Source organism: Nostoc sp. DSM 114159, assembly GCF_053470285.1.
Map to the genome: position 1 here is coordinate 7975563 of NZ_JBPFEH010000001.1, position 19015 is coordinate 7994577.

Here is a 19015-nt window from a genome sequence, read left to right on the forward strand (position 1 = left end):
CCTGGTCACGCACTAAATACCGTAGATAGAGTTCTCAATCTTCTGGCAATCATCAACAATTAAGACAATGCACGATCTCTGACTCATGACTAATCCTTGGGATAATCAGGCAGTGTCGTCACTTCAAACCAATATTCCACAAGCATCTGAATATCTCGTTTCAGTTGAGCAAAATTGATTGGTTTAACGATATAGCTGTTGACACCATATTGATAGCATACTTCAATATCTTTGGGATTGTTAGAAGTAGTAAACACCACCACCGGAATCATTTTCAAGTTGTCATCCTGTTTAATCCGGCGTAAGACTTCTCGTCCATCGGTTCCGGGTAGGTTCAAGTCAAGCACAATCAAACCGGGACGGAGGGCACTTTTGCGCTCCACATAGCTACCAGTGCGATAAAGAAACGCCAAGGCTTCTTCTCCATTCACACACCTTTGAATAGCGATCGCAATGGCAGAGCGCCCTAGAAATCTTTGCAGTGCCTCAAAGTCTTCATTGCTATCCTCGACAATTAAAAGTAGTGGCTTTTCCAGGATCGGGGAGGCTGAAATTTGAGTCATGTATTTGCCTCCGCCGACAGGGTAAAGTAAAACATACTACCTTCAGTAGGTGTAGATTCCACCCAAATTCTACCACCATGACGTTCCACAATTTTGCGGGCAATGGTTAACCCTACGCCAGTCCCCCCGCCAAAGTCATCCCGTCCATGTAAGCGGCGGAAGATTTGAAAGATTTTGTCGAGATGTTCTTGGGGGATGCCAATACCGTTATCACGAACGTAGAAAGTTACAGAATTAGAAGCAACTTTGCTTTCGCCATCGCCTTCAATAAAACCTATTTCGACCCATTTCTCAGGTTTATCATTGTACTTAATCGCGTTGCTAATCAGGTTGCTAAACAGTTCATTGATCTGAGCGCGATCGCCTTGAACGCTCTTAAGGGGTTGAGGAATGCGAAACTCAACTTCGCTCTGCGGTCGGGAAATGGTCAAAATGGTGATTACCTGGGGCACTAACTCATTCAGATTCACTGATTGCCTGATCAGTTCGGCGCGTCCCAACCGCGAGAAATGGAGGAGAGAATTAATCAGGTCTTCCATTCGCTGCGTCAGCCGCACCAAGGTTTGCAGTTTAGCAATTCCATCATTATCTAGTACATCTGCATAGTCTTCCATTAAGAAGTTAGCGTAGTTGTGAATGCCCCGCAGCGGTTCTTTGAGGTCATGGGAGGCAACGTAGGCAAAAGAATCAAGTTCTTCGTTACTCCGTTGTAATTCAAAATTCATCGATGCCAGTTTGTCTGCCTGCCGTAACACAACGCCCACAATCAGGCTTCGCAGTTCAGTAACCACCTCAATTTCACAGGGTTTCCAGGGTAGGGCAGCTCCTTGCACCGTTTCTTGCCATAATTCAAAGGATTTGCGAGGAGACATTCTTAAACTGCCATCTGAGAAAACTTCCACAGGCTTGTTGGGGTTGCCGCCCCAATTCACCGTTTGAATCACCTCTGGACGAAACCAGAGAATATAATTGTGATGAACTTTGGAAATTTCCAGAGCTAACACGCTACTAGCGATCGCTTTAAAGAAGGAGGCAGCAGGGTAATTTTTCGTAAGCGATCGCGTCTCAAACAAGTTATGATGCAGTTGAGGTTTAATCCAATCAAGTAAGGCGCGAACCTCTGACTGTGATGGCGTTTTACCCACTTGAATATACTGGTCGCCATTACATATCACCGCTCCTGTGGCGCTGACCAGATTGAGTAATTGAGATTTCATTTGCACCATCCCATCCAGGAAATACTCAGCCTGAGACAAGCCTTCGACAAATTGAGTTTGTAATAACTTTAATTGACTTTTGTAATCAATATCTTCACTTGCTTCTTTATTTGCCAGTTCCACAGACATTACCTGTCCAATGAACTCGCAGATGGTGCGGATATTGTAAGAAATATATTTGGGTGACGAATGGTGACAGGCAATCAATCCCCAAAGCTTTTGCTCGTGCATCAAAGAAATAGACATAGAGGCAGTCACGCCCATATTTTGCAGGTACTCTAGATGAATTGGAGAAACACTCCGCAACATAGATAAACTCAGATCGAGCGGTTGATTTGTCAAGGGATTGTTCGCTGGAATTAAGGTGACAGGCTGGTAGCTAGCATCTGGAATTAGCCGCAGCCAGTTCAAGGTGTATAGCTGTCGGGCTTGCTTGGGAATGTCAGAGGGCGGATAGTGTAAATCCAAATAGGGCGTTTCCTGATTGGTATCTTCAGCGATGACACTGCCTGCTCCTTCGCGATCGAATCGATAGACCATAACGCGATCGAAGCCAGCGATCCGCCGGACTTCTGTCACCACAATTTGGCACATTTCTAGCAGCGTTGGTGCTTTCTGAATGCGGGTAATGGTTCCTCTTACCTGTTGATAAAAGTCAAAAAAGCCTGTTTTTTCCTTCGCTTTTTTCGGCTCCAATTCCAGAATAATAATAGTATCTAAACGATGGACAATGCCATCAAAATGAATGGATTTATTTTGATGTTTGATGATTATATTTAGGGGATTAACGCTCTCAAAATCCTCTGCCAGACATTGTTGAATTAGTTTAATTTGCTTGACATTGAGTAAATCTGATAGCGACTTGCCCAGCAAATCATCAGGTTGACGACCAATAACTTGCTGAGTATTACTGCTCACCTGAAGGATTTCCAGGGTAGGATCTTGCAAAACCAGTAAAACCCCGTGAGGCTGGATCAAACTGGGAATGTGGATCGGTTCGCGATCGCAATTTGTCAAATCAATGATCTCATCAGTCATTCTCTGTTTATGCAACTCCTGATTAGAACTCTGGTTTCAAGGAGGCAGAAACTCTTTATATCTCAATACGCTTGAGTTAAGGGCTACTGGCAACAATTTTGGGTTTTCGAGACGCGATAAATCGCCGTTTCTAAAAGACGCGATAAATCGCCGTTTCTAAAAGACGCGATAAATCGCCGTTTCTACAAGTGTTTTGTTGCTCATTCTGAACTGTATTGCGTTATATTTGAGATTTTGAGTCCTGTATTTTGTACCTCACTTAAAAGCGAACTCCTATATTCACACTACTAGCCTAGACTCAAACTAGAGTCTCCGGCATCTACTCTTGGCTTAATGTTTCAATCAACAAATCTACCTGCTGTTGTCGCTGCTGCAAAAAACCTTCGCACTGACGCAAATACTCTACAGCAGTTGCAAATTGGTCAAACACAGCTTCCAATTCCAATTCACCCGCCTCAATGCGAGTAATAATTCCCTCGATTTCAGCAACCTTCGCCTCATAATTCCAACCTTCCTCAGAACTAGAAGCACCCTTACGTTTAACCATTAATCTCTCTGCGTCCTCTGCGTCTGTGCGGTTCGTTCACTTCCATAACCTTCACTTTAACCCCACCTTGCCCCAATTGAATCATTAACTCTTGCCCCACAGCCAACTCTGCTGCCGAACGAGCGATCGCCCCATCTTCCCTTCTCACCACCGCATAACCACGCTGTAACACCGCTTTCGGGTCAAGACTAGCCAACTTTTGCCGCAATAACTCTAAATGCTGAGTTGCTTGCTGCGATCGCCCCGTGGTAATTTGTACCAAATGCTGACGCTTCCAAGCAAGCTTTTCCACTTCCTGCTGCACTTGCCGATCTAACCGCAAACGTCGCAAACGGTTCCGTAATACTTGCAGTTTATTTTCAGCATTTTCCCTAAAGTCATGCACCGCCTCATGTAAAGCGACAATTCGCTGCCGATGCTCAGTATACAACTCTGAAAGTGCTGGTACAACCATTTCTGCTGCCGCAGTTGGTGTATGCACGCAGACATCTGCGACTAAATCTGCTAAAGATTCATCTCGTTGATGGCCGATCCCAGTAATTACCGGAATAGAACAATTAGCAAGCGATCGCACTACTCGTTCATCATTAAAACAAGCCAACTCCTCAACCGCGCCACCACCACGCGATAAAATTAGCACTTCGGCGCGTCCATTTCTTTCCACCCGCTCAATTGCTTTGACGATAGATTCTGGAGCTTGGTCGCCTTGTACGGTCGCGGGAGAAAATAAAACATGTAAACCTGGATACCTTTGCTTCAGGGTTTTTTGAATATCGCCCCAAGCAGCAGCCGTTGGGGAAGTGACAACAGCGATCGTTTGGGGATGAGTGGGGAGCGATCGCTTTCTTTGCGCGTCGAATAACCCTTCAGCCAGCAAGCGATTTTTGAGTTGTTGATAGCGCAGCGCCTGTAAACCAACACCAGCAGGTAGAGTTTGCCAAACTGATAACTGATACTCTCCCCGTTGCGGATAGACGCGAATGCTGCCCAAAATGATTATCTGTTCGCCAGGAACAGGCATTTGGGAGAGTTTTGGCAATTGGCTATTCCATACTACACACTTAATGCCGGCGGTGCGATCGGGATCTTGCAGCGTGAAAAACAACCCACTGCGATGGTTGTTAGCACTGGAAACTTCGCCAGTTACCCAAACTTGCCGCAATTGTTCATCTTGCTCTAACAGCAAACGGATATAGTCAGTTAATCCAGAAACCGAAAGCGCAGTATCGAGAATCAGAGAGTCGGGAAGGTCGAGAGTCATCAAAGATGCCTGAAAGCATTTGTGCTGGAGCGATTCTAGCATTTTTAATGAAACCCGAAGTTTAACCGAGTAAACGCTTCAATCTTTTGTAGACATCATCAGAAAAATGGGCTTGAAACCCCGTGCTTCACGTAATGCTTTCAAGTAATGATTTTGAAGTAATGAGTGGATGAAAAATGGGTATTTACTCATTACTTATTACTCCAGAATCACCGCGCCTCCCTTGTCTGTGAGGATGTCAACATCATTGCGCTTACCGACTAAAATGTAAATCTTGCTCAAGAAAACATGTATGACAGACTCTGCTTCTAACAAAAGTTCTGAATTAGTCTCTGTAGCTGAAACTGCCAAGTTACTTGGTATAACCCGTCAACGAGTACACGACTTAATTAAGAATGGTCAGATTATAGCCTGCAAACTAGGGCGTTATTATTACATAGAAGTTGCTGAAGTAGAGAGATACAAGAATCAGCCTACTGGAAAACCCTATCAACCCCGTAGTACAACCTCTCAGAAAAACTCTATTGACAATTGACAATATAGTTTGTAAACTCAAGCTACAATAAAATACTAAAGGTAAAATCAATGCTCCCTTTTCAACTGATTGCGACTGATGTTGCAACTCAACAAGGATTGCAACAGATTTATAAAAGTGAGTATGGAATTCTTTATCAGGGAGATTGTGTTAAACTCCTCTCAGCATTGCCTAATGAGTCTGTGGATCTGGTATTTGCTGACCCACCTTTTAACCTTGGTAAAGAATATGGTGAAGGTGTAAGCGATCAAATGGAGGCAGATAAATATTTAATATGGTCGCAACAGTGGCTTAGTGAGAGCATTCGAGTCCTTAAACCAGGTGGAAGTCTATTTATATTCAATTTACCCAAATGGTGCATAGAGTATGGTGCATACCTCAATAGGCAAGGGATGTGTTTTCGGCATTGGATTGCTTGTAGAATGCCAAAATCTTTTCCAAGAGGTAAGAAGATGTCTCCTGCTCACTACGGACTAATTTACTACACCAAAGGAGAACCAGCAGTCTTTAACAAAGTCTACACACCCATTCAAGTTTGCCGACATTGTGGTGGAGAAATTCGTGACTATGGTGGGCATCGCAAAAAACTTAATGAGAAAGGTATCAACTTAATGGATGTTTGGGATGCGCCAGAAGACGTTTGGAAAGATGCTTCTGAAACCGAATTTAATGAGGTTTTATGGACATTGACAGAGGAAATATGGACTGACATTCCACCAGTTCGGCATCGTCGGCACAAAAAACGAGTTCCCAACGAACTTGCCCCCATTATGCTAGAACGAATTATTGCAATGGCATCTAATCCGAGTCAAATTGTGGTTGATCCATTTGGAGGCTCTGGCACTACATTTTACGCAGCAGAAAAACTACAACGTTACTGGATTGGCTCAGAAATAGGGGATACACATCCAGCGCTAGAACGATTAACCGATCTAGCTAATGGCATCATAGAACAATGGGAATCGGCAAGAGGAAGCAAGAAATTAAAACAAAGCAACACAACTGCGTTACAACTTCCAATTCCTTATTCTACGTAGAATGTATGCAGGAAACTTTAGACCAAGGCACGACCATCAGTACCTTTAGTAAGTGTTGGTACATTGGTATCTAAGCGATCGTGTTCAATTACAAAGATTACAAGAAAACCCTCTTGGATTTGAACTGCCCGCCAAACATCAAAGTATGGCTCTAACTCTTCGTAGTTCCCAATTCGATCCGTCAGGTAAGGGTAAAGTTTTCTGCTAGGGAGTACTAAGGCAGCACCTAGAAAAATACCACGTAGTAATCCGAGAATCATTTTATTGACTGCTCGATGGCTTGAGGAAATATTACCAGTTTCCCACTCAAGAGCGAAAAGATAATTGTCAATGATCTTTGTTGCATCAACCTTTCCTGGTGATTTAGTTGCATATTTAATTCGAGTTTCAAGACTCCATCCAAACCGATCTCTTAACGCAATCATGCAAGCTTCTTTAATTGGCTTGACACCATTCCCATGTCTTGTTGGATTGATTGTAAAGCTGGATGTACCGGGAGGATAGACAATTAGAGAGATAGCATCACGAATTTCAGTGCGAATGATACACCAATCGTTTGATTCTTCAAAACTTCCAACACTAATTAAAGAAACTTCTTGAACAATCTTCATCACTAACTCTCACTTGACTTTGTTGCCACCACCCTAGAAGCCATTTATATCTTCTTTTTAGGGAATTCCAGAAATTAAATTATTCAATTTTTAAGAGCGAAGACGATCGTTAGAGCTGATTCGTAAAGAAAATCTGAAGGATACTCAACTCGTTACTAGGTCTGAGTTTCAGCGAATAAGTATTTTTTTGACTCAAATTCCTGAAATCCTTGCAAGACAAGTACTTTACTTGAGTTTACAAATTAGCTCTTAGATTTTTCCTCCTCTGCTTACCAAAGCGATGGGTATTTTTTTAGTTGGAAGTCCCTTACCCGATGATGCTTATATCCTATCGATGATATGCTGAATACCATTGCCTGTGTTGCTTAAATAATTTTTCTTTGAAAACCCTTGCTTACCCAGCCAAAAAGAAGCTATCTCTGAATGTAAGTTGGTATCATTGTGCAGAGCTACCCTAATTTGGTAGCGATCGAGTTACGATCTTGTCACACCCCTTTTTTGATTTGAGAAGTCCTATTCCAGAATTTTCTGGTTAAAATAGTATATCTGTTCTACTCAAACTCCGACACCAACACTCCTTAAAACCATATATTAAGAGGCATTAGAGGCAGGAATGGCTATCAACACCGATACTTCTGGCAAGCAAAAAGCACTGACTATGGTGCTAAACCAGATTGAGCGCAGCTTTGGTAAAGGAGCAATCATGCGCTTGGGCGATGCTACCCGGATGCGGGTGGAAACAATTTCCAGTGGAGCGCTTACCCTAGATTTAGCATTGGGTGGTGGTTTACCCAAGGGGCGGGTAATTGAAATTTATGGGCCGGAAAGTTCTGGTAAAACTACAGTAGCGCTACACGCGCTCGCCGAAGTGCAAAGAAATGGCGGTATTGCTGCCTTTGTTGATGCTGAACACGCCCTAGACCCTACTTATGCTGCTGCATTGGGTGTAGATATTGACAATTTGTTGATTTCCCAACCTGACACTGGCGAATCAGCTTTAGAAATTGTCGATCAACTTGTTCGCTCTGCTGCGGTTGATATTGTAGTCATAGACTCAGTAGCAGCGCTGGTTCCCCGTGCTGAAATTGAAGGCGATATGGGCGATGCTCACGTTGGTCTGCAAGCGCGGTTAATGAGCCAAGCCCTACGTAAAATTACTGGCAATATTGGTAAATCTGGTTGTACAGTAATTTTCATCAACCAGTTACGGCAAAAAATCGGTGTTACTTACGGTAGCCCAGAAACGACTACTGGCGGTAACGCATTGAAATTTTACGCTTCGGTGCGCTTGGATATTCGCCGAATTCAAACCTTGAAAAAAGGTACTGATGAATTTGGTAATCGCGTTAAAGTCAAAGTCGCCAAAAATAAAGTAGCGCCGCCTTTTAGAATAGCGGAATTTGACATTATTTTTGGTAAAGGCATTTCTACCTTGGGTTGTCTTGTTGACTTAGCAGAAGAAACTGGCATCATTGTTCGCAAAGGAGCTTGGTATAGTTACAACGGCGATAATATCTCTCAAGGACGAGACAACGCCATTAAGTATCTAGAAGAAAAGCCTGAATTTGCTGAAGAAATTAAGAAACTGGTGCGTGAAAAGCTAGATAAAGGCGCTGTTGTTTCTGCTAACTCCGTAGCTAAAGCCAGTGACGAAGATGAAGAGGAAGAAGTCGATTTAGAGCCAGAAGAATAAAGAATGCGGATTTATTAATCTGCAATTGCTAATAGATGGTGCGTTACAAAGAAAGCTAACGCACCTTATTTTTATCGAGATTTGGATAAGGAAAAAATACTAGATCGGGGTTTCAGCCTTAGATTGACATTAATGACCAGCTATATGGTAATATTTCATGGCATTATGCTCAAAAACTTTGTTTATAATCAAAGAGTAGCCAACCCATGAGTTTAGCTGTAATTAAGTTCTCTTCAGAAGAGTGCGGCATCTGCCACAAAATGTCTTTTTATGACAAAAAGGTGGCTGAAGAACTGGGTTTAGAATTTATCGATGTAAAAATGCAAGATACGACTGCTTACCGCAAGTATCGCAAGATTTTGTTGACTCAATATCCCGATAAATCAGAAATGGGATGGCCTACTTACATTATCTGCAATTCTCCCGAGGGGGAATTTCAGATTGTTGGTGAAGTGAAAGGAGGTCATCCCAAAGGGGAGTTTAGAAGTCGTCTGCAAGAAGTTCTAGATTCCACAGCTAATCAGAACTAATTACCTCAAAAGATTTGACCTCTAAGGCAGGGCCAATCATGGCAGTTGTCATGATATCTTCACGCACCTGTCCTTTAACTTTTGCTTTTTGTCCGGCTTTGAGTAGGTCTTTGTCAGCCCCTCTGAGGATTTCGTAAGTAACGCCCTCTTCTGTAACTAACGCCCATGCGCCTGTACCAATATCACGACGTTCGATTGTACCTGTAATTGTAATGCTCATAAAAGTTTCTGAGTGCTGAGTTAAGAGTAGAGACGCGATTAATCGCGTCTGTACAAGAGTTAGGAGTAGGGAGTTATTAAGAATTCTTTCCCACTCCCCACTCTTCGTTTACGCAATTTTCTCTTCGTTTTTTAATGCTAAACGAACGAGTCCATAACAGACTAGGGCATTAGCAATGAGGAAGAGACGTGCTAAGTTACCACTTCCCAATCCCCAAACTGTCGGCTCGAAAAACGCACTTGTAGTTAAGCACGCTGCTACACCTAAAGTTGAACCAATGGCAAACCATTTCCAACTAGGATGTCCCAGCAGCAATGCCATTAACGCAATGGGAATTAGTACGCTAGCAAATAAGGGATTTAATGCATCAGTTCCCTGGAGAGTATTGCCTAACTCAGGAATTGAACTGCCCAAAACCCGGAAAGGCCATTGGGGAAGATCAAAAATATAGATTCCTTTGAGGAAGAATAACCCAGAACTACCGGCAATTAGTCCACTGGATAAAGACCAGCTCCAAGTGAAGGGGAAGTAAACACGTAAAAACCAAGCCAGCAGATAGGAACCAACTACCATTAAAATCTTGGGTAACAGTGCAACCGCACCACCATCAATCCAAAAGCCGGGGTTAAGATAGCCGCTATCCCGTAACCACCGGAAGAAATCAGGGAAACTAATTTGTCCGCTAAAGGCTAGTTTGACTGCTGCTTCTGCATTGAGTTGTCCAGCGCCATAATAGTTCAAACCATCATCCTGAATCACTCGTGCTGACTGCTTGAGGACTTTTAAGACTTCATCTGGTTCTTTGATGCCAGCAGCTTTAATTAATGCCGCAACACCAGCAACGTGGGGAGCAGCCATGCTTGTACCCTGAAAACCGAGAAATACGCCTTCGCCCTTTTCATCGATGGTTTCTTGGAGAATTTTACCAGCTTCACTACCACCAGGAGCAGAGATATCTACCCCTGCACCAAAGTTAGAATAGGGCGCTCTTTCGCCATCTGGGCCAATTGCCGAAACACCGATGACGTAGGGATAGCGAGCTGGATAGCTTGCTCCATTGGCGTTTTCATTACCGGCTGCGGCAATAATAACAACACCTTTTCTATGAGCATACTCGATCGCTTGTTTCATCAACTGGCTTTCACCGCCACCACCCAAGCTCATATTAATCACATCTGCGCCTTTATCAGCAGCAAATTTAATCGCTTCGGCAATATCGGCAACGGTACCACCGCCATAAGAACTGAGTACCTTTAAGGGCATCAGACTGGCTTCATAGGCAATTCCAGCGACGCCATATTTGTTATTTGTGGCTTGAGCAATAGTTCCGGCAACATGAGTACCGTGACCATTATCGTCTGTGGCTTCTTCTCGGTCGTTAACAAAATCATAGCCCTTGACGAATTTTGTCTCATACAAGTCCCGAACCTTGGTAATCCCGGTGTCAATGACTGCGACTGTGATGCCACTGCCTTTGGTTTGACTCCATGCGCCTTCAATACCGATTTTGTGCAAGTTCCACTGCTTGCTGTAATATTGGTCATTAGGGCCAGTTAATGAAGGACTTGCTTCTTCATCTTCTTGGGGTGTTAAAAATTCACCTAGCCAAGCGGTTTTACCTGGTTGGGGAATCTTGTTGTAGATATAGTTTGGTTCAATGAATTCTGTCGCTTGGGCAAACTGAGATTTTTTCAGTTCTTGGAGCCGTTGGCGATCGCCTTTGATAATATACACATTATCTTTTTTGGAAAACTTGTTGTCTAATTGGGGTGTAACGTTGTATTGTTTGGCGATCGCTTGCAAATCCTGTTCCACTACAAGTGATGGAATATCTTCGCGGAAATCAAGCAAAATCGTCTCAAACTCTCCTTTAGCTGCCAATCCCTGGAAATTCAGGAAACCAAATATGGCAGCTCCCAGCCCAATGACAAACAAGCACCATAATATAAGTTTTCTCATATTAACTCATCACCGCTTTTTGCCAGTTTGCTCATACCATAACTTATCTGCACCCCTTGTTGGTAGATTTTGCACTTTTAGTTACAAGTTTCACTCAAAACTGAGGATTTTTTTAACGATGGAACGTGGTCTTTTGTGGTTGCCGCTGTTAGTAATGTTTTTCTGGTTGGCTTGGCAAGGCTCGAAGGAGTATCAAAAAGTCGAAGCCTATCGCACTTGGGCAGAGCAATTTGAACGAGCCAAGTATGATATTTATGCTGTATTAGGTCAAAAAGACAACAATATAACTTGGGGAAAACCCACGCCTCAAGGGCCTATTAAACTAGAAACATTCTCTTTGCTTGATATCAAACAAATCCAGGTTTTAGTAGATGAAAAACCAGTAGATGTAAACAATCCGCCGGAGAAAGGTCGTTCTATAGAATTAGAATTTCTATTTTCTGAATCTACTAACTCAGTGCGGGTTCCGTTTACAGAAATTCCTTTGGCAGCAGAATGGGGGAAATTTTTGCAGGGAGTATTACAAGACTTGCGATCGCAACCATAGCAGTAGTTATATTAAAACTATAAGTTCCAAATAATACGGCTATTTATGGTCAAAAAGTTAGATCGCTAGTGGTGATATTATTCATGGACAACGACATTTTTATTGGAAAGATGTTTTTTGGAATGGCTTTTACTTGACTACCATTTATTAAACATCTTCATAAATTCAATATACGTAATCCAAAATCCTTATAGAGACGTAGCCGTGCTACATCTCTACATTCTTTTTCACTCCTATGTTTATGGTGCCCCTATGGCTGTGGTCTATCTAATTGAAAGCCGCCTTAAAACTCGATTCATATTTGGATTACACTTTTACTCAGTTGACCCGACCTAGCTATGCTTGAATGATAAAGTCAGAGGCAGTAAGATTGGGCGCACCAGTAAGTTGTGCAAATTGACCACCACTGCCGAAACCAGCAGCGCTACCATTTTGATTGTAAAATAACTGTCCAGTCATAGGGTCGTAAACAATTACAGCATTGCTAAGTGCCCCTGAACTGGTGATTTGAAAATCACTGGCGTTACTAAAACCCGTTCCCACAACAGAAGTAATAGCAGTAAAGGTAGTCTTATCAAGGATAATCTTATCACCTTGAGAGCGATTGAAGTCAGCGATAGTATCAATACCCACAACCGCACTATTAAAGATGGAATTGGTATCGTAGAGGAAAGAGTCAGCACCGATACCACCTACAAGAGTATCGTTACCTTGTCCACCAATGAGAAGATCGTTGCCAGTACCACCCCGCAGTAGGTCGTCACCACCGCTGCCATTGATGGTATCATTACCCCCTTGACCATTAATCACATCGTTGGAAGCGTAAAAGCCGCTGATGTTATTGTCCAAGTCATTGAGGAAAGTAACAGTGTTTGCTGTAGAAATATACGGTTGAGTGGAGTTGGCATTAATTACATCAAAGCTTTTGGTAACACTGTCTTCTCCGTCAAAGATAATATTGCCAATGGCAGGTTTTGTTGTCGATGCGGCTAAGTTGTCTAAGTTTTCTAACTTAAAGTTTTGCAGAGTGACTTTAGTATTAGCCACATTTCCAAAGCTGACTTCTAAATTGCTGCCATTTTGAGTTAATTGCAGATTCCTTGCAGTTAATTCAGTCCCAATAAATTGCAGGGTATCTACTTTGGCAATTACCGCAGCCGAAGGGTTTGAACTAGTACCTACACCACCAAAGTCAGTGATGCTGTAATTGCCATCGCCTCGTCGGATAGTAAAGGTGTCATTGGAGTTAGTGCCATTGAGAACTTGAATTCCCTGGACAGGAGCGGGTCTGACTGTGCCACTAATGGCAAAGTCAAAGGAGCTTTCATCAATATCGTTGTTTTTTAAACTGAAGTTGCCACTATAGCTACCGGATGTAGTGGGATTGAGTGCCACCGATATGGTAGTAGAAGCATTAACTGCCACGCTTGTTGGAAGAGTTCCGACCAAACTAAATCCATCTGGAAGTTCAAGTTTACTCAGCTTGAGTGCGCCTGTACCGGTGTTCTTGATAGTAAAGGTTTTGGTTAAGGTGTCACCAACAGTCGTTTCACCAAAGTTAATGGCGGTGGTGTCACCATCTGTAATGTCAACAGTGCCATTGAGAACTTGAATTTCCGGGGTATAAACTGTGCCACTAATGGCAAAGTCAAAGGGGTTTTCATTAATGTCGTTGTTGTTTAAACTGAGGCTGCCACTATAGATGCCGGGTCCAGTGGGATTGAGTGCCACCGATATGGTGGTGGAAGCATTAACAGCCACACTCGTTGGCAGAGTTCCAACCAAACTAAATCCGTCGGGAAGTTTAAGATTACTTAGGTTGAGTGCAGCTATACCGGTATTCTTGATAGTAAAGGTTTTAATCAACGGTTCACCAACAAGAGTCTCGCCAAAGTTAATGGCGGTGTTGCCATCTATAATGTCAACATTGCCATTGAGAACTTGAATTTCTGGGGTTTTGGTGGAGCTGCGGGGAGCTTCGTATGCACCAATATCAATGACTGTACTGCCATTCCCATCACCATCTTGAGGAGTCCTCTTAGTGATACTATTGAAGGCATTAGAACCACCATCAATCGCAACACTTCCAGGTTTGAGTGCAAAATTCCCATTGTCTGCATCAACAAATTGAGGATCTTGACCCAAAAGATTCTGTAACCCTGTAGCGTTTAAATTATCTGAAGCTTGGAAGAGGTTCGAGTTATAAACAAGATTGCGATCGAAGGTGACATTTGTGTCATACTTAATTCTGTTAGCATATTGATTGTCGTTTGCATATAAAATGTTGTTGTAGACACGTACATTTTCCGAGTAAGTAACACCAATCTCTCCAGAATCTGGAAGGACTTGGGCATTTTTGTAAGCTGTGTTATTGATTACATCAACATTGTTAGCTTTGAAAACATTAATACCTGCACCTCCATTGTTGTAAGTGATGTTATTTGCAATTAATGCCTTACCTGTATAGGCCACATTATCTTTGCTGATATCGGTAGTATCAAGCATGATCCCATGTCCCTCAGTGATTTTGTCAGTGCCTCCATTTTTCCACGGAATTAAACTTTGGTTATCGTAGACAATGTTGTCTCGAAAAATCATTCTGTAGTCAGTGGTATTGTTATCAAAATTAAAACTGTTAAGAGAGGTTATTCCCTGATTGCCGTGAGGTGAATACCAAGCGTTTCCAGACACAATGTTTTTCTCAACAGTTATATAGTCTGAATTACTGAATGCTATGCCTCCACCTGGAAAGTTACGGATTGTGTTACCAGTGATGACAATATGATGGGGATTAGTACCACCTACACCATCAGCGTTTTTCCATGCATTAACAGCAATACCATTACTATTGGTCAAGGGGTTATTCAGGTTATCCTTCTCTTGCAAGGCATATTCGAGAGTGACGTTTTCCCGATTGCCTTTTATATTAAGTCCTTCAATCCGCACGTAGGATGAACTGAATATATTAATGCCACTTCCCGTTGTTGTTATGGTAGGTTTAGCCCCTGGATAAGGTTTTATTGTTGTCCAGTTATCTGGTGAGCCATTCAAGTTAAAAAGCGTAATCCCTTTCATTTGATAATTTCCATTCATGACGTAGAGAGTGTCGCCTGCTTTCATCTCATACACAGCTCTACCCAAGCTAAGAAATGCAGATTCTTTGTCTAAGCCATTATTTTTATCACTGCCTGTTGCAGAAACATAATATGTATTGCCAGCCATCTGTTTACTCCGAATATGTGTAAGGGAAATTGGTAGTACAATCTCAGCAACTTTCTTCAGTTGTTAAGTAGTGATTTGAATGAGTCATCTATCTGCACTGTTAAGGACAGTCGCAGTTATCCGATCGCGACTTCAAATCGCGTCGATTGTAGAAACGCTGTTATAAACCTGAAAAACTTTTCTCCTGTCAACCGTTAATGGTTAAATCAGGAATATCAATACCGTCAATCGTCAGAGTTTTGTTGAGATTAATTGGACGATTAGCGCGTAGATACTTCTACTCCAGACTTCATCTTTAGCAGCTGCGTAGGCGTAGCCCATTGTAGACATTGCTGCTCTTTGTAAACCAGCTTTAGCATCTGTTTTTTTTAATAAAACGATCGTATTTGGCATAGTAATTCCTCTGAACTTTATGCGTTGTTTTAGGTCAGAAGGTTGCCAAATCTGCATGGTAAAATTCACCCTTAGCTGATAACTGGGGACTTAAAAATCGATCGAAGTTAAATTGGTTGAAACTTTAGTGAGGTTGACCCTTTAACTTAAGGGGACTAATGTAACAACTTAGTTGAACCTGTTTTAAGCGGTGTAACTGAGCGTTGTGAACTTAATTAAAACTAACCTTTACAAATAGCACTTGATATCAGTGAAAGCCCGTAATATAGTAAATTTTTTTACAACAAGATTAAAAAAATTATGGATATGTCTGGTGGAGTTCGATTAATTTCTAGAGTGATATGAGCATAAAAAGTGCTTTGTGCAAGGATTTGATGAAGTTTCTCTAAATAATTCAGAACTCTCAAGTCAGGTTGTGGTGGCGATCGCACAGGAAGAAAGAGGATTTTAGCCTAGTTCATCAATCTTTGAGATAGTTTGTGATGACACCAACTTACTTAATCTTCATAATATGAACGCTGAAATAAACTCCAGAATACCTGTTGCTTTAACCATTGCTGGTTCAGATAGCGGTGGCGGTGCCGGAATTCAAGCTGATTTACGTACCTTTGCTTTTCACTGTGTCCACGGTACTAGTGCTATAACCTGCGTCACGGCACAAAACACTCTAGGAGTGAAGAGGGTTGATGCTATGCCAACAGAGGCTGTTGTGGCGCAAATTCAGGCAGTAGTTGAGGATATTGGCGTACAAGCTGCCAAAACTGGAATGTTGCTCAATCAGGAAATTATCTTTGCTGTTGCCCAGCAAGTGGAAGCTTTACAAATCAATAATTTAGTAGTCGATCCAGTAATGGTGTCACGCACGGGAGCACAATTGATTGATGATGATGCTGTAAAGACTTTATGCCATACCTTGATTCCCAAAGCGGTTATGATTACGCCCAATCGCTATGAAGCTCAGATTTTGAGCGGTTTACAAATTAATTCTTTAGAGGATATGCAAGCTGCTGCTGAAATTATTTACAAGACTTTAAAGACAAAGGTTGTTTTAGTCAAAGGCGGAGGTATGCAGGGGGATTTGCGTGGCGTTGATATCTGGTTTGATGGGGACAAGTTGGAAGTTTTGACTTGCCAGCAAGTAGAGACAAAAAATACCCACGGTACTGGTTGTACACTATCGGCTGCGATCGCTGCTAATCTAGCTAAAGGAAAAGATTTGTGGCAGGCAGTGCAACAGGCAAAAGAATATGTGACTACCGCACTCACTTACGCCCTAGATATTGGCGAAGGACAAGGCCCTGTGGGACACTTCTTCCCATTGTGCGGACTAGAGACTAGAGACTAGGGATTAGGGATTGAAGACTGGGCATTGGGGATGGGGACTAGAGAAAAGTTTTCTCAGTACCTCATCTCCAATGCCCAAATAAAAAATCTTTGCCCTTTCGGTATTTTTCTATTATTCTTGGGCATAGTTTCAGGGGTGACTATCTCTGTTAGCATCTCTGTACGATCTAATTACTTTAATTTTTAATACCAAGCCCCCGATGCGAACAACCATAGGTTCTGTTCACAGAAATTCGCCAACACCGACAACTCAAGCCTATTCTCCCTCTGTACCACTATCTGTATACAGGGAATTGTCAACAGAGTTGCAAGCAGCACAGGCGAGGCTAAACGCACTCACTACCCAAAACCAGCAACTAGTACAAGAAAATCAACTATTACGCCAAGAAATTACCAAAGTAGTTGAGTCCTTTTCTCGTTTGCAAAATTTTGTCGCCCATACTACAGCTAATTATCCCCAAGCTAATCAAGCTTCTGGTGACGTTAAAAGTACCGCCAAACAGCCAGTAACACAAGCGCGTTCACCTCAGCAGGTTTCTCGTTCGCGTCCATCTGTTGTGTCCAAACAACCAGCTAAAAAAAGCCGCCAAGACTTTTCTGCACCTGTAATGGCAATGAATTTTCCGATATCAGAACCAGTTTTTATCGAAGAGCAACAAGTCAGTTATTATTCCACTACTGAGCCAGATGTCAAGGGACTCAATGGCTGGTGGTTAATTATTACCATCTTGTTAATCATGCTGACTGCTTTTAGTGCTGGATATTTCGTTGTGCGCCCCTTGTTTGAACACCAGAAACGTTAGTTGACATTCCCACAGTCAGCAGCAGTAGCAGGCTTTCGGGCTAGCGTATAATAATTTGGCTGCGATCGTTCTCTAAATATCCAAACAAATCTGCTAAATGGTGGAAACAATCTATTTTTAGGTTATAAAAGCTACATAAAATGCTAAATTGACAGCAACTTCTTGATGTTAGAACCTCAAAGATTATCCAATTAATAAATCCTTGCCGCTTGTTATGTCATAAACCCTCAAGTAAAGCACTTACACTTAAAAAAAGTTGTAATTATTACATATTTTTTAGGAAAAGCACTGCTAGTTACAGCTTCGGACAGCGGATCTGGTTAGATATATAAACGAAGCTAGTAGAAGTCAGGAGTCAAGAAGATGAAAAAAGTAGAAGCTATTATCCGCCCATTTAAGCTAGATGAGGTGAAAATTGCTTTAGTTAACGCTGGTATTGTTGGCATGACTGTTTCTGAAGTCCGGGGGTTCGGACGGCAAAAAGGTCAAACTGAACGGTATCGTGGTTCTGAGTACACCGTTGAGTTTCTCCAAAAACTCAAAGTGGAAATCGTAGTTGACGACAATCAGGTTGATATGGTGGTAGACAAAATTATTGCTGCTGCCCGAACTGGTGAAATCGGCGATGGTAAAATTTTCATCTCGCCTGTTGAGCAAGTGATTCGGATTCGCACTGGCGAAAAGAACACAGAAGCAGTTTAAAAAGTTATGAGTTAAGAGTTAAAAGTTATGAGTTGTGAGTCTGGACTAATGAATGAAGATTTAGCAGAATTCATAACTCCCAACTCTTGTACAGACGCGATTAATCGCGTCTCTACTCTTAACTTTTGTACAGACGCGATTAATCGCGTCTCTTAATTCTCTCCAGTTGCGGAAGTAAAGCTGTAAAAGCCTTGCCTCGATGGCTAATTGACCTCTTCAACTCCCGTGTCATTTCAGCAAAAGTTAGTTGCAACTCTTGCACATAAAAAATTGGATCGTAGCCGAAACCACTATCACCACGAGGTGCGTGGAGAATTTCGCCGCGACAAACACCTTCAGATTCTAATACGATCCCACCATCGGGACGAGCGATCGCTACTGCACAAACAAATTGAGCTTGTCGATTTACCTCATTGCCTAATTCTTTCAATAACCTAGCAATCCGTTCTGAGTCCGTTTTGGCGTAACGTGCAGAATACACCCCTGGTGCGCCATTTAAGGCATCTACTTGTAAGCCTGAATCATCAGCAATTGCCCAGTTTCCTGTAGCTTTAGCAATTTGTGACGCTTTTAGACAAGCGTTAGCGGCAAAAGTTTCGCCCGTCTCTTCAATTTCCAACTCTTCAGGTTTAAGGGTTAATTCCCAACCGGAATTTTCTAGGTAAGCTTGCATTTCCCGCAACTTACCAGGATTTCCTGTGGCTACTACAAGTAATGTCATAAAAAGTTATCAGTTAGGAGTTAGGAGTGATAAGTTATGAGTTATTAATTCTTAACTCCTAACTCTCAACTC

18 protein-coding genes are annotated in these 19015 nt (G+C 42.3%); 8 read left to right on the forward strand and 10 right to left on the reverse strand.

Annotation, left to right across the window (positions count from 1 at the left end):
• Window positions 1-89: 89 nt before the first annotated feature.
• From ACR5KR_RS33615 to xseA, 4 genes are all read right to left on the reverse strand, one after another.
• The gene (locus ACR5KR_RS33615; protein ID WP_445629491.1) at window positions 90-563 is read right to left on the reverse strand and encodes a response regulator; all 474 of its coding nucleotides are present in this window, start codon (window positions 561-563) and stop codon (window positions 90-92) included.
• Window positions 560-2818, reverse strand: a complete 2259-nt coding sequence (locus ACR5KR_RS33620; protein ID WP_448269691.1) for an ATP-binding protein — start codon at window positions 2816-2818, stop codon at window positions 560-562. The genes ACR5KR_RS33615 and ACR5KR_RS33620 overlap by 4 nt, the downstream gene beginning before the upstream one ends.
• Before the next feature lie 319 nt (window positions 2819-3137).
• Window positions 3138-3365, reverse strand: coding sequence for an exodeoxyribonuclease VII small subunit (xseB, locus tag ACR5KR_RS33625; protein ID WP_099102361.1), 228 nt, complete (start codon window positions 3363-3365; stop codon window positions 3138-3140).
• Window positions 3358-4626, reverse strand: coding sequence for an exodeoxyribonuclease VII large subunit (gene xseA / locus ACR5KR_RS33630; RefSeq protein WP_448270417.1), 1269 nt, complete (start codon window positions 4624-4626; stop codon window positions 3358-3360). Before xseA ends, xseB begins: the two co-directional genes overlap by 8 nt.
• 292 nt (window positions 4627-4918) lie before the next feature.
• On the opposite strand from xseA, the gene ACR5KR_RS33635 reads away from it, so the two are divergent.
• Entirely contained in the window at window positions 4919-5161 is a 243-nt protein-coding gene (locus ACR5KR_RS33635; protein ID WP_445629493.1) for a helix-turn-helix domain-containing protein, read from the forward strand.
• A 50-nt stretch (window positions 5162-5211) separates the two neighbouring features.
• A complete protein-coding gene (locus ACR5KR_RS33640; RefSeq protein WP_445629494.1) occupies window positions 5212-6198 on the forward strand; it encodes a DNA-methyltransferase in 987 nt (328 codons plus the stop codon).
• A 17-nt stretch (window positions 6199-6215) separates the two neighbouring features.
• Here the strand turns inward: ACR5KR_RS33640 and ACR5KR_RS33645 are convergent, their stop codons facing one another.
• The gene (locus tag ACR5KR_RS33645) at window positions 6216-6809 is read right to left on the reverse strand and encodes a restriction endonuclease (RefSeq protein WP_445629495.1); all 594 of its coding nucleotides are present in this window, start codon (window positions 6807-6809) and stop codon (window positions 6216-6218) included.
• Between the two features lie 613 nt (window positions 6810-7422).
• On the opposite strand from ACR5KR_RS33645, the gene recA reads away from it, so the two are divergent.
• Together recA and ACR5KR_RS33655 are read left to right on the forward strand one after the other, a co-directional pair.
• A complete protein-coding gene (recA, locus tag ACR5KR_RS33650; protein ID WP_292865143.1) occupies window positions 7423-8502 on the forward strand; it encodes a recombinase RecA in 1080 nt (359 codons plus the stop codon).
• Window positions 8503-8708: 206 nt separating this feature from the next.
• The gene (locus ACR5KR_RS33655) at window positions 8709-9032 is read left to right on the forward strand and encodes a thioredoxin family protein (protein ID WP_185580382.1); all 324 of its coding nucleotides are present in this window, start codon (window positions 8709-8711) and stop codon (window positions 9030-9032) included.
• Here the strand turns inward: ACR5KR_RS33655 and ACR5KR_RS33660 are convergent.
• Together ACR5KR_RS33660 and ACR5KR_RS33665 are read right to left on the reverse strand one after the other, a co-directional pair.
• Window positions 9019-9252 (reverse strand): hypothetical protein, encoded by a 234-nt coding sequence (locus ACR5KR_RS33660; protein ID WP_445629496.1) that lies wholly within the window; start codon window positions 9250-9252, stop codon window positions 9019-9021. The genes ACR5KR_RS33655 and ACR5KR_RS33660 overlap by 14 nt on opposite strands.
• A gap of 108 nt (window positions 9253-9360) precedes the next feature.
• A complete protein-coding gene (locus ACR5KR_RS33665; RefSeq protein ID WP_445629497.1) occupies window positions 9361-11211 on the reverse strand; it encodes a S8 family peptidase in 1851 nt (616 codons plus the stop codon).
• 118 nt (window positions 11212-11329) lie between these two features.
• On the opposite strand from ACR5KR_RS33665, the gene ACR5KR_RS33670 reads away from it, so the two are divergent.
• Window positions 11330-11758, forward strand: coding sequence for a hypothetical protein (locus tag ACR5KR_RS33670; protein ID WP_445629498.1), 429 nt, complete (start codon window positions 11330-11332; stop codon window positions 11756-11758).
• A gap of 336 nt (window positions 11759-12094) precedes the next feature.
• Here the strand turns inward: ACR5KR_RS33670 and ACR5KR_RS33675 are convergent, their stop codons facing one another.
• Window positions 12095-14980 (reverse strand): choice-of-anchor D domain-containing protein, encoded by a 2886-nt coding sequence (locus ACR5KR_RS33675; protein WP_448269694.1) that lies wholly within the window; start codon window positions 14978-14980, stop codon window positions 12095-12097.
• Between the two features lie 231 nt (window positions 14981-15211).
• Window positions 15212-15373: a hypothetical protein gene (locus tag ACR5KR_RS33680; protein WP_445629500.1), complete on the reverse strand. Its 162-nt coding sequence runs from the start codon at window positions 15371-15373 to the stop codon at window positions 15212-15214.
• Window positions 15374-15884: 511 nt separating this feature from the next.
• On the opposite strand from ACR5KR_RS33680, the gene thiD reads away from it, so the two are divergent.
• From thiD to ACR5KR_RS33695, 3 genes are all read left to right on the forward strand, one after another.
• Window positions 15885-16718, forward strand: coding sequence for a bifunctional hydroxymethylpyrimidine kinase/phosphomethylpyrimidine kinase (gene thiD / locus ACR5KR_RS33685; protein WP_445629501.1), 834 nt, complete (start codon window positions 15885-15887; stop codon window positions 16716-16718).
• A gap of 199 nt (window positions 16719-16917) precedes the next feature.
• The gene (locus tag ACR5KR_RS33690) at window positions 16918-17520 is read left to right on the forward strand and encodes a hypothetical protein (protein ID WP_445629502.1); all 603 of its coding nucleotides are present in this window, start codon (window positions 16918-16920) and stop codon (window positions 17518-17520) included.
• 363 nt (window positions 17521-17883) lie between these two features.
• A complete protein-coding gene (locus tag ACR5KR_RS33695) occupies window positions 17884-18222 on the forward strand; it encodes a P-II family nitrogen regulator (protein ID WP_012410794.1) in 339 nt (112 codons plus the stop codon).
• Between the two features lie 139 nt (window positions 18223-18361).
• On the opposite strand, the gene rdgB is transcribed toward ACR5KR_RS33695, so the two are convergent.
• On the reverse strand, window positions 18362-18943 hold the full coding sequence (gene rdgB / locus ACR5KR_RS33700; RefSeq protein ID WP_445629504.1) for an RdgB/HAM1 family non-canonical purine NTP pyrophosphatase: 582 nt from the start codon (window positions 18941-18943) through the stop codon (window positions 18362-18364).
• Window positions 18944-19015 lie beyond the last annotated feature (72 nt).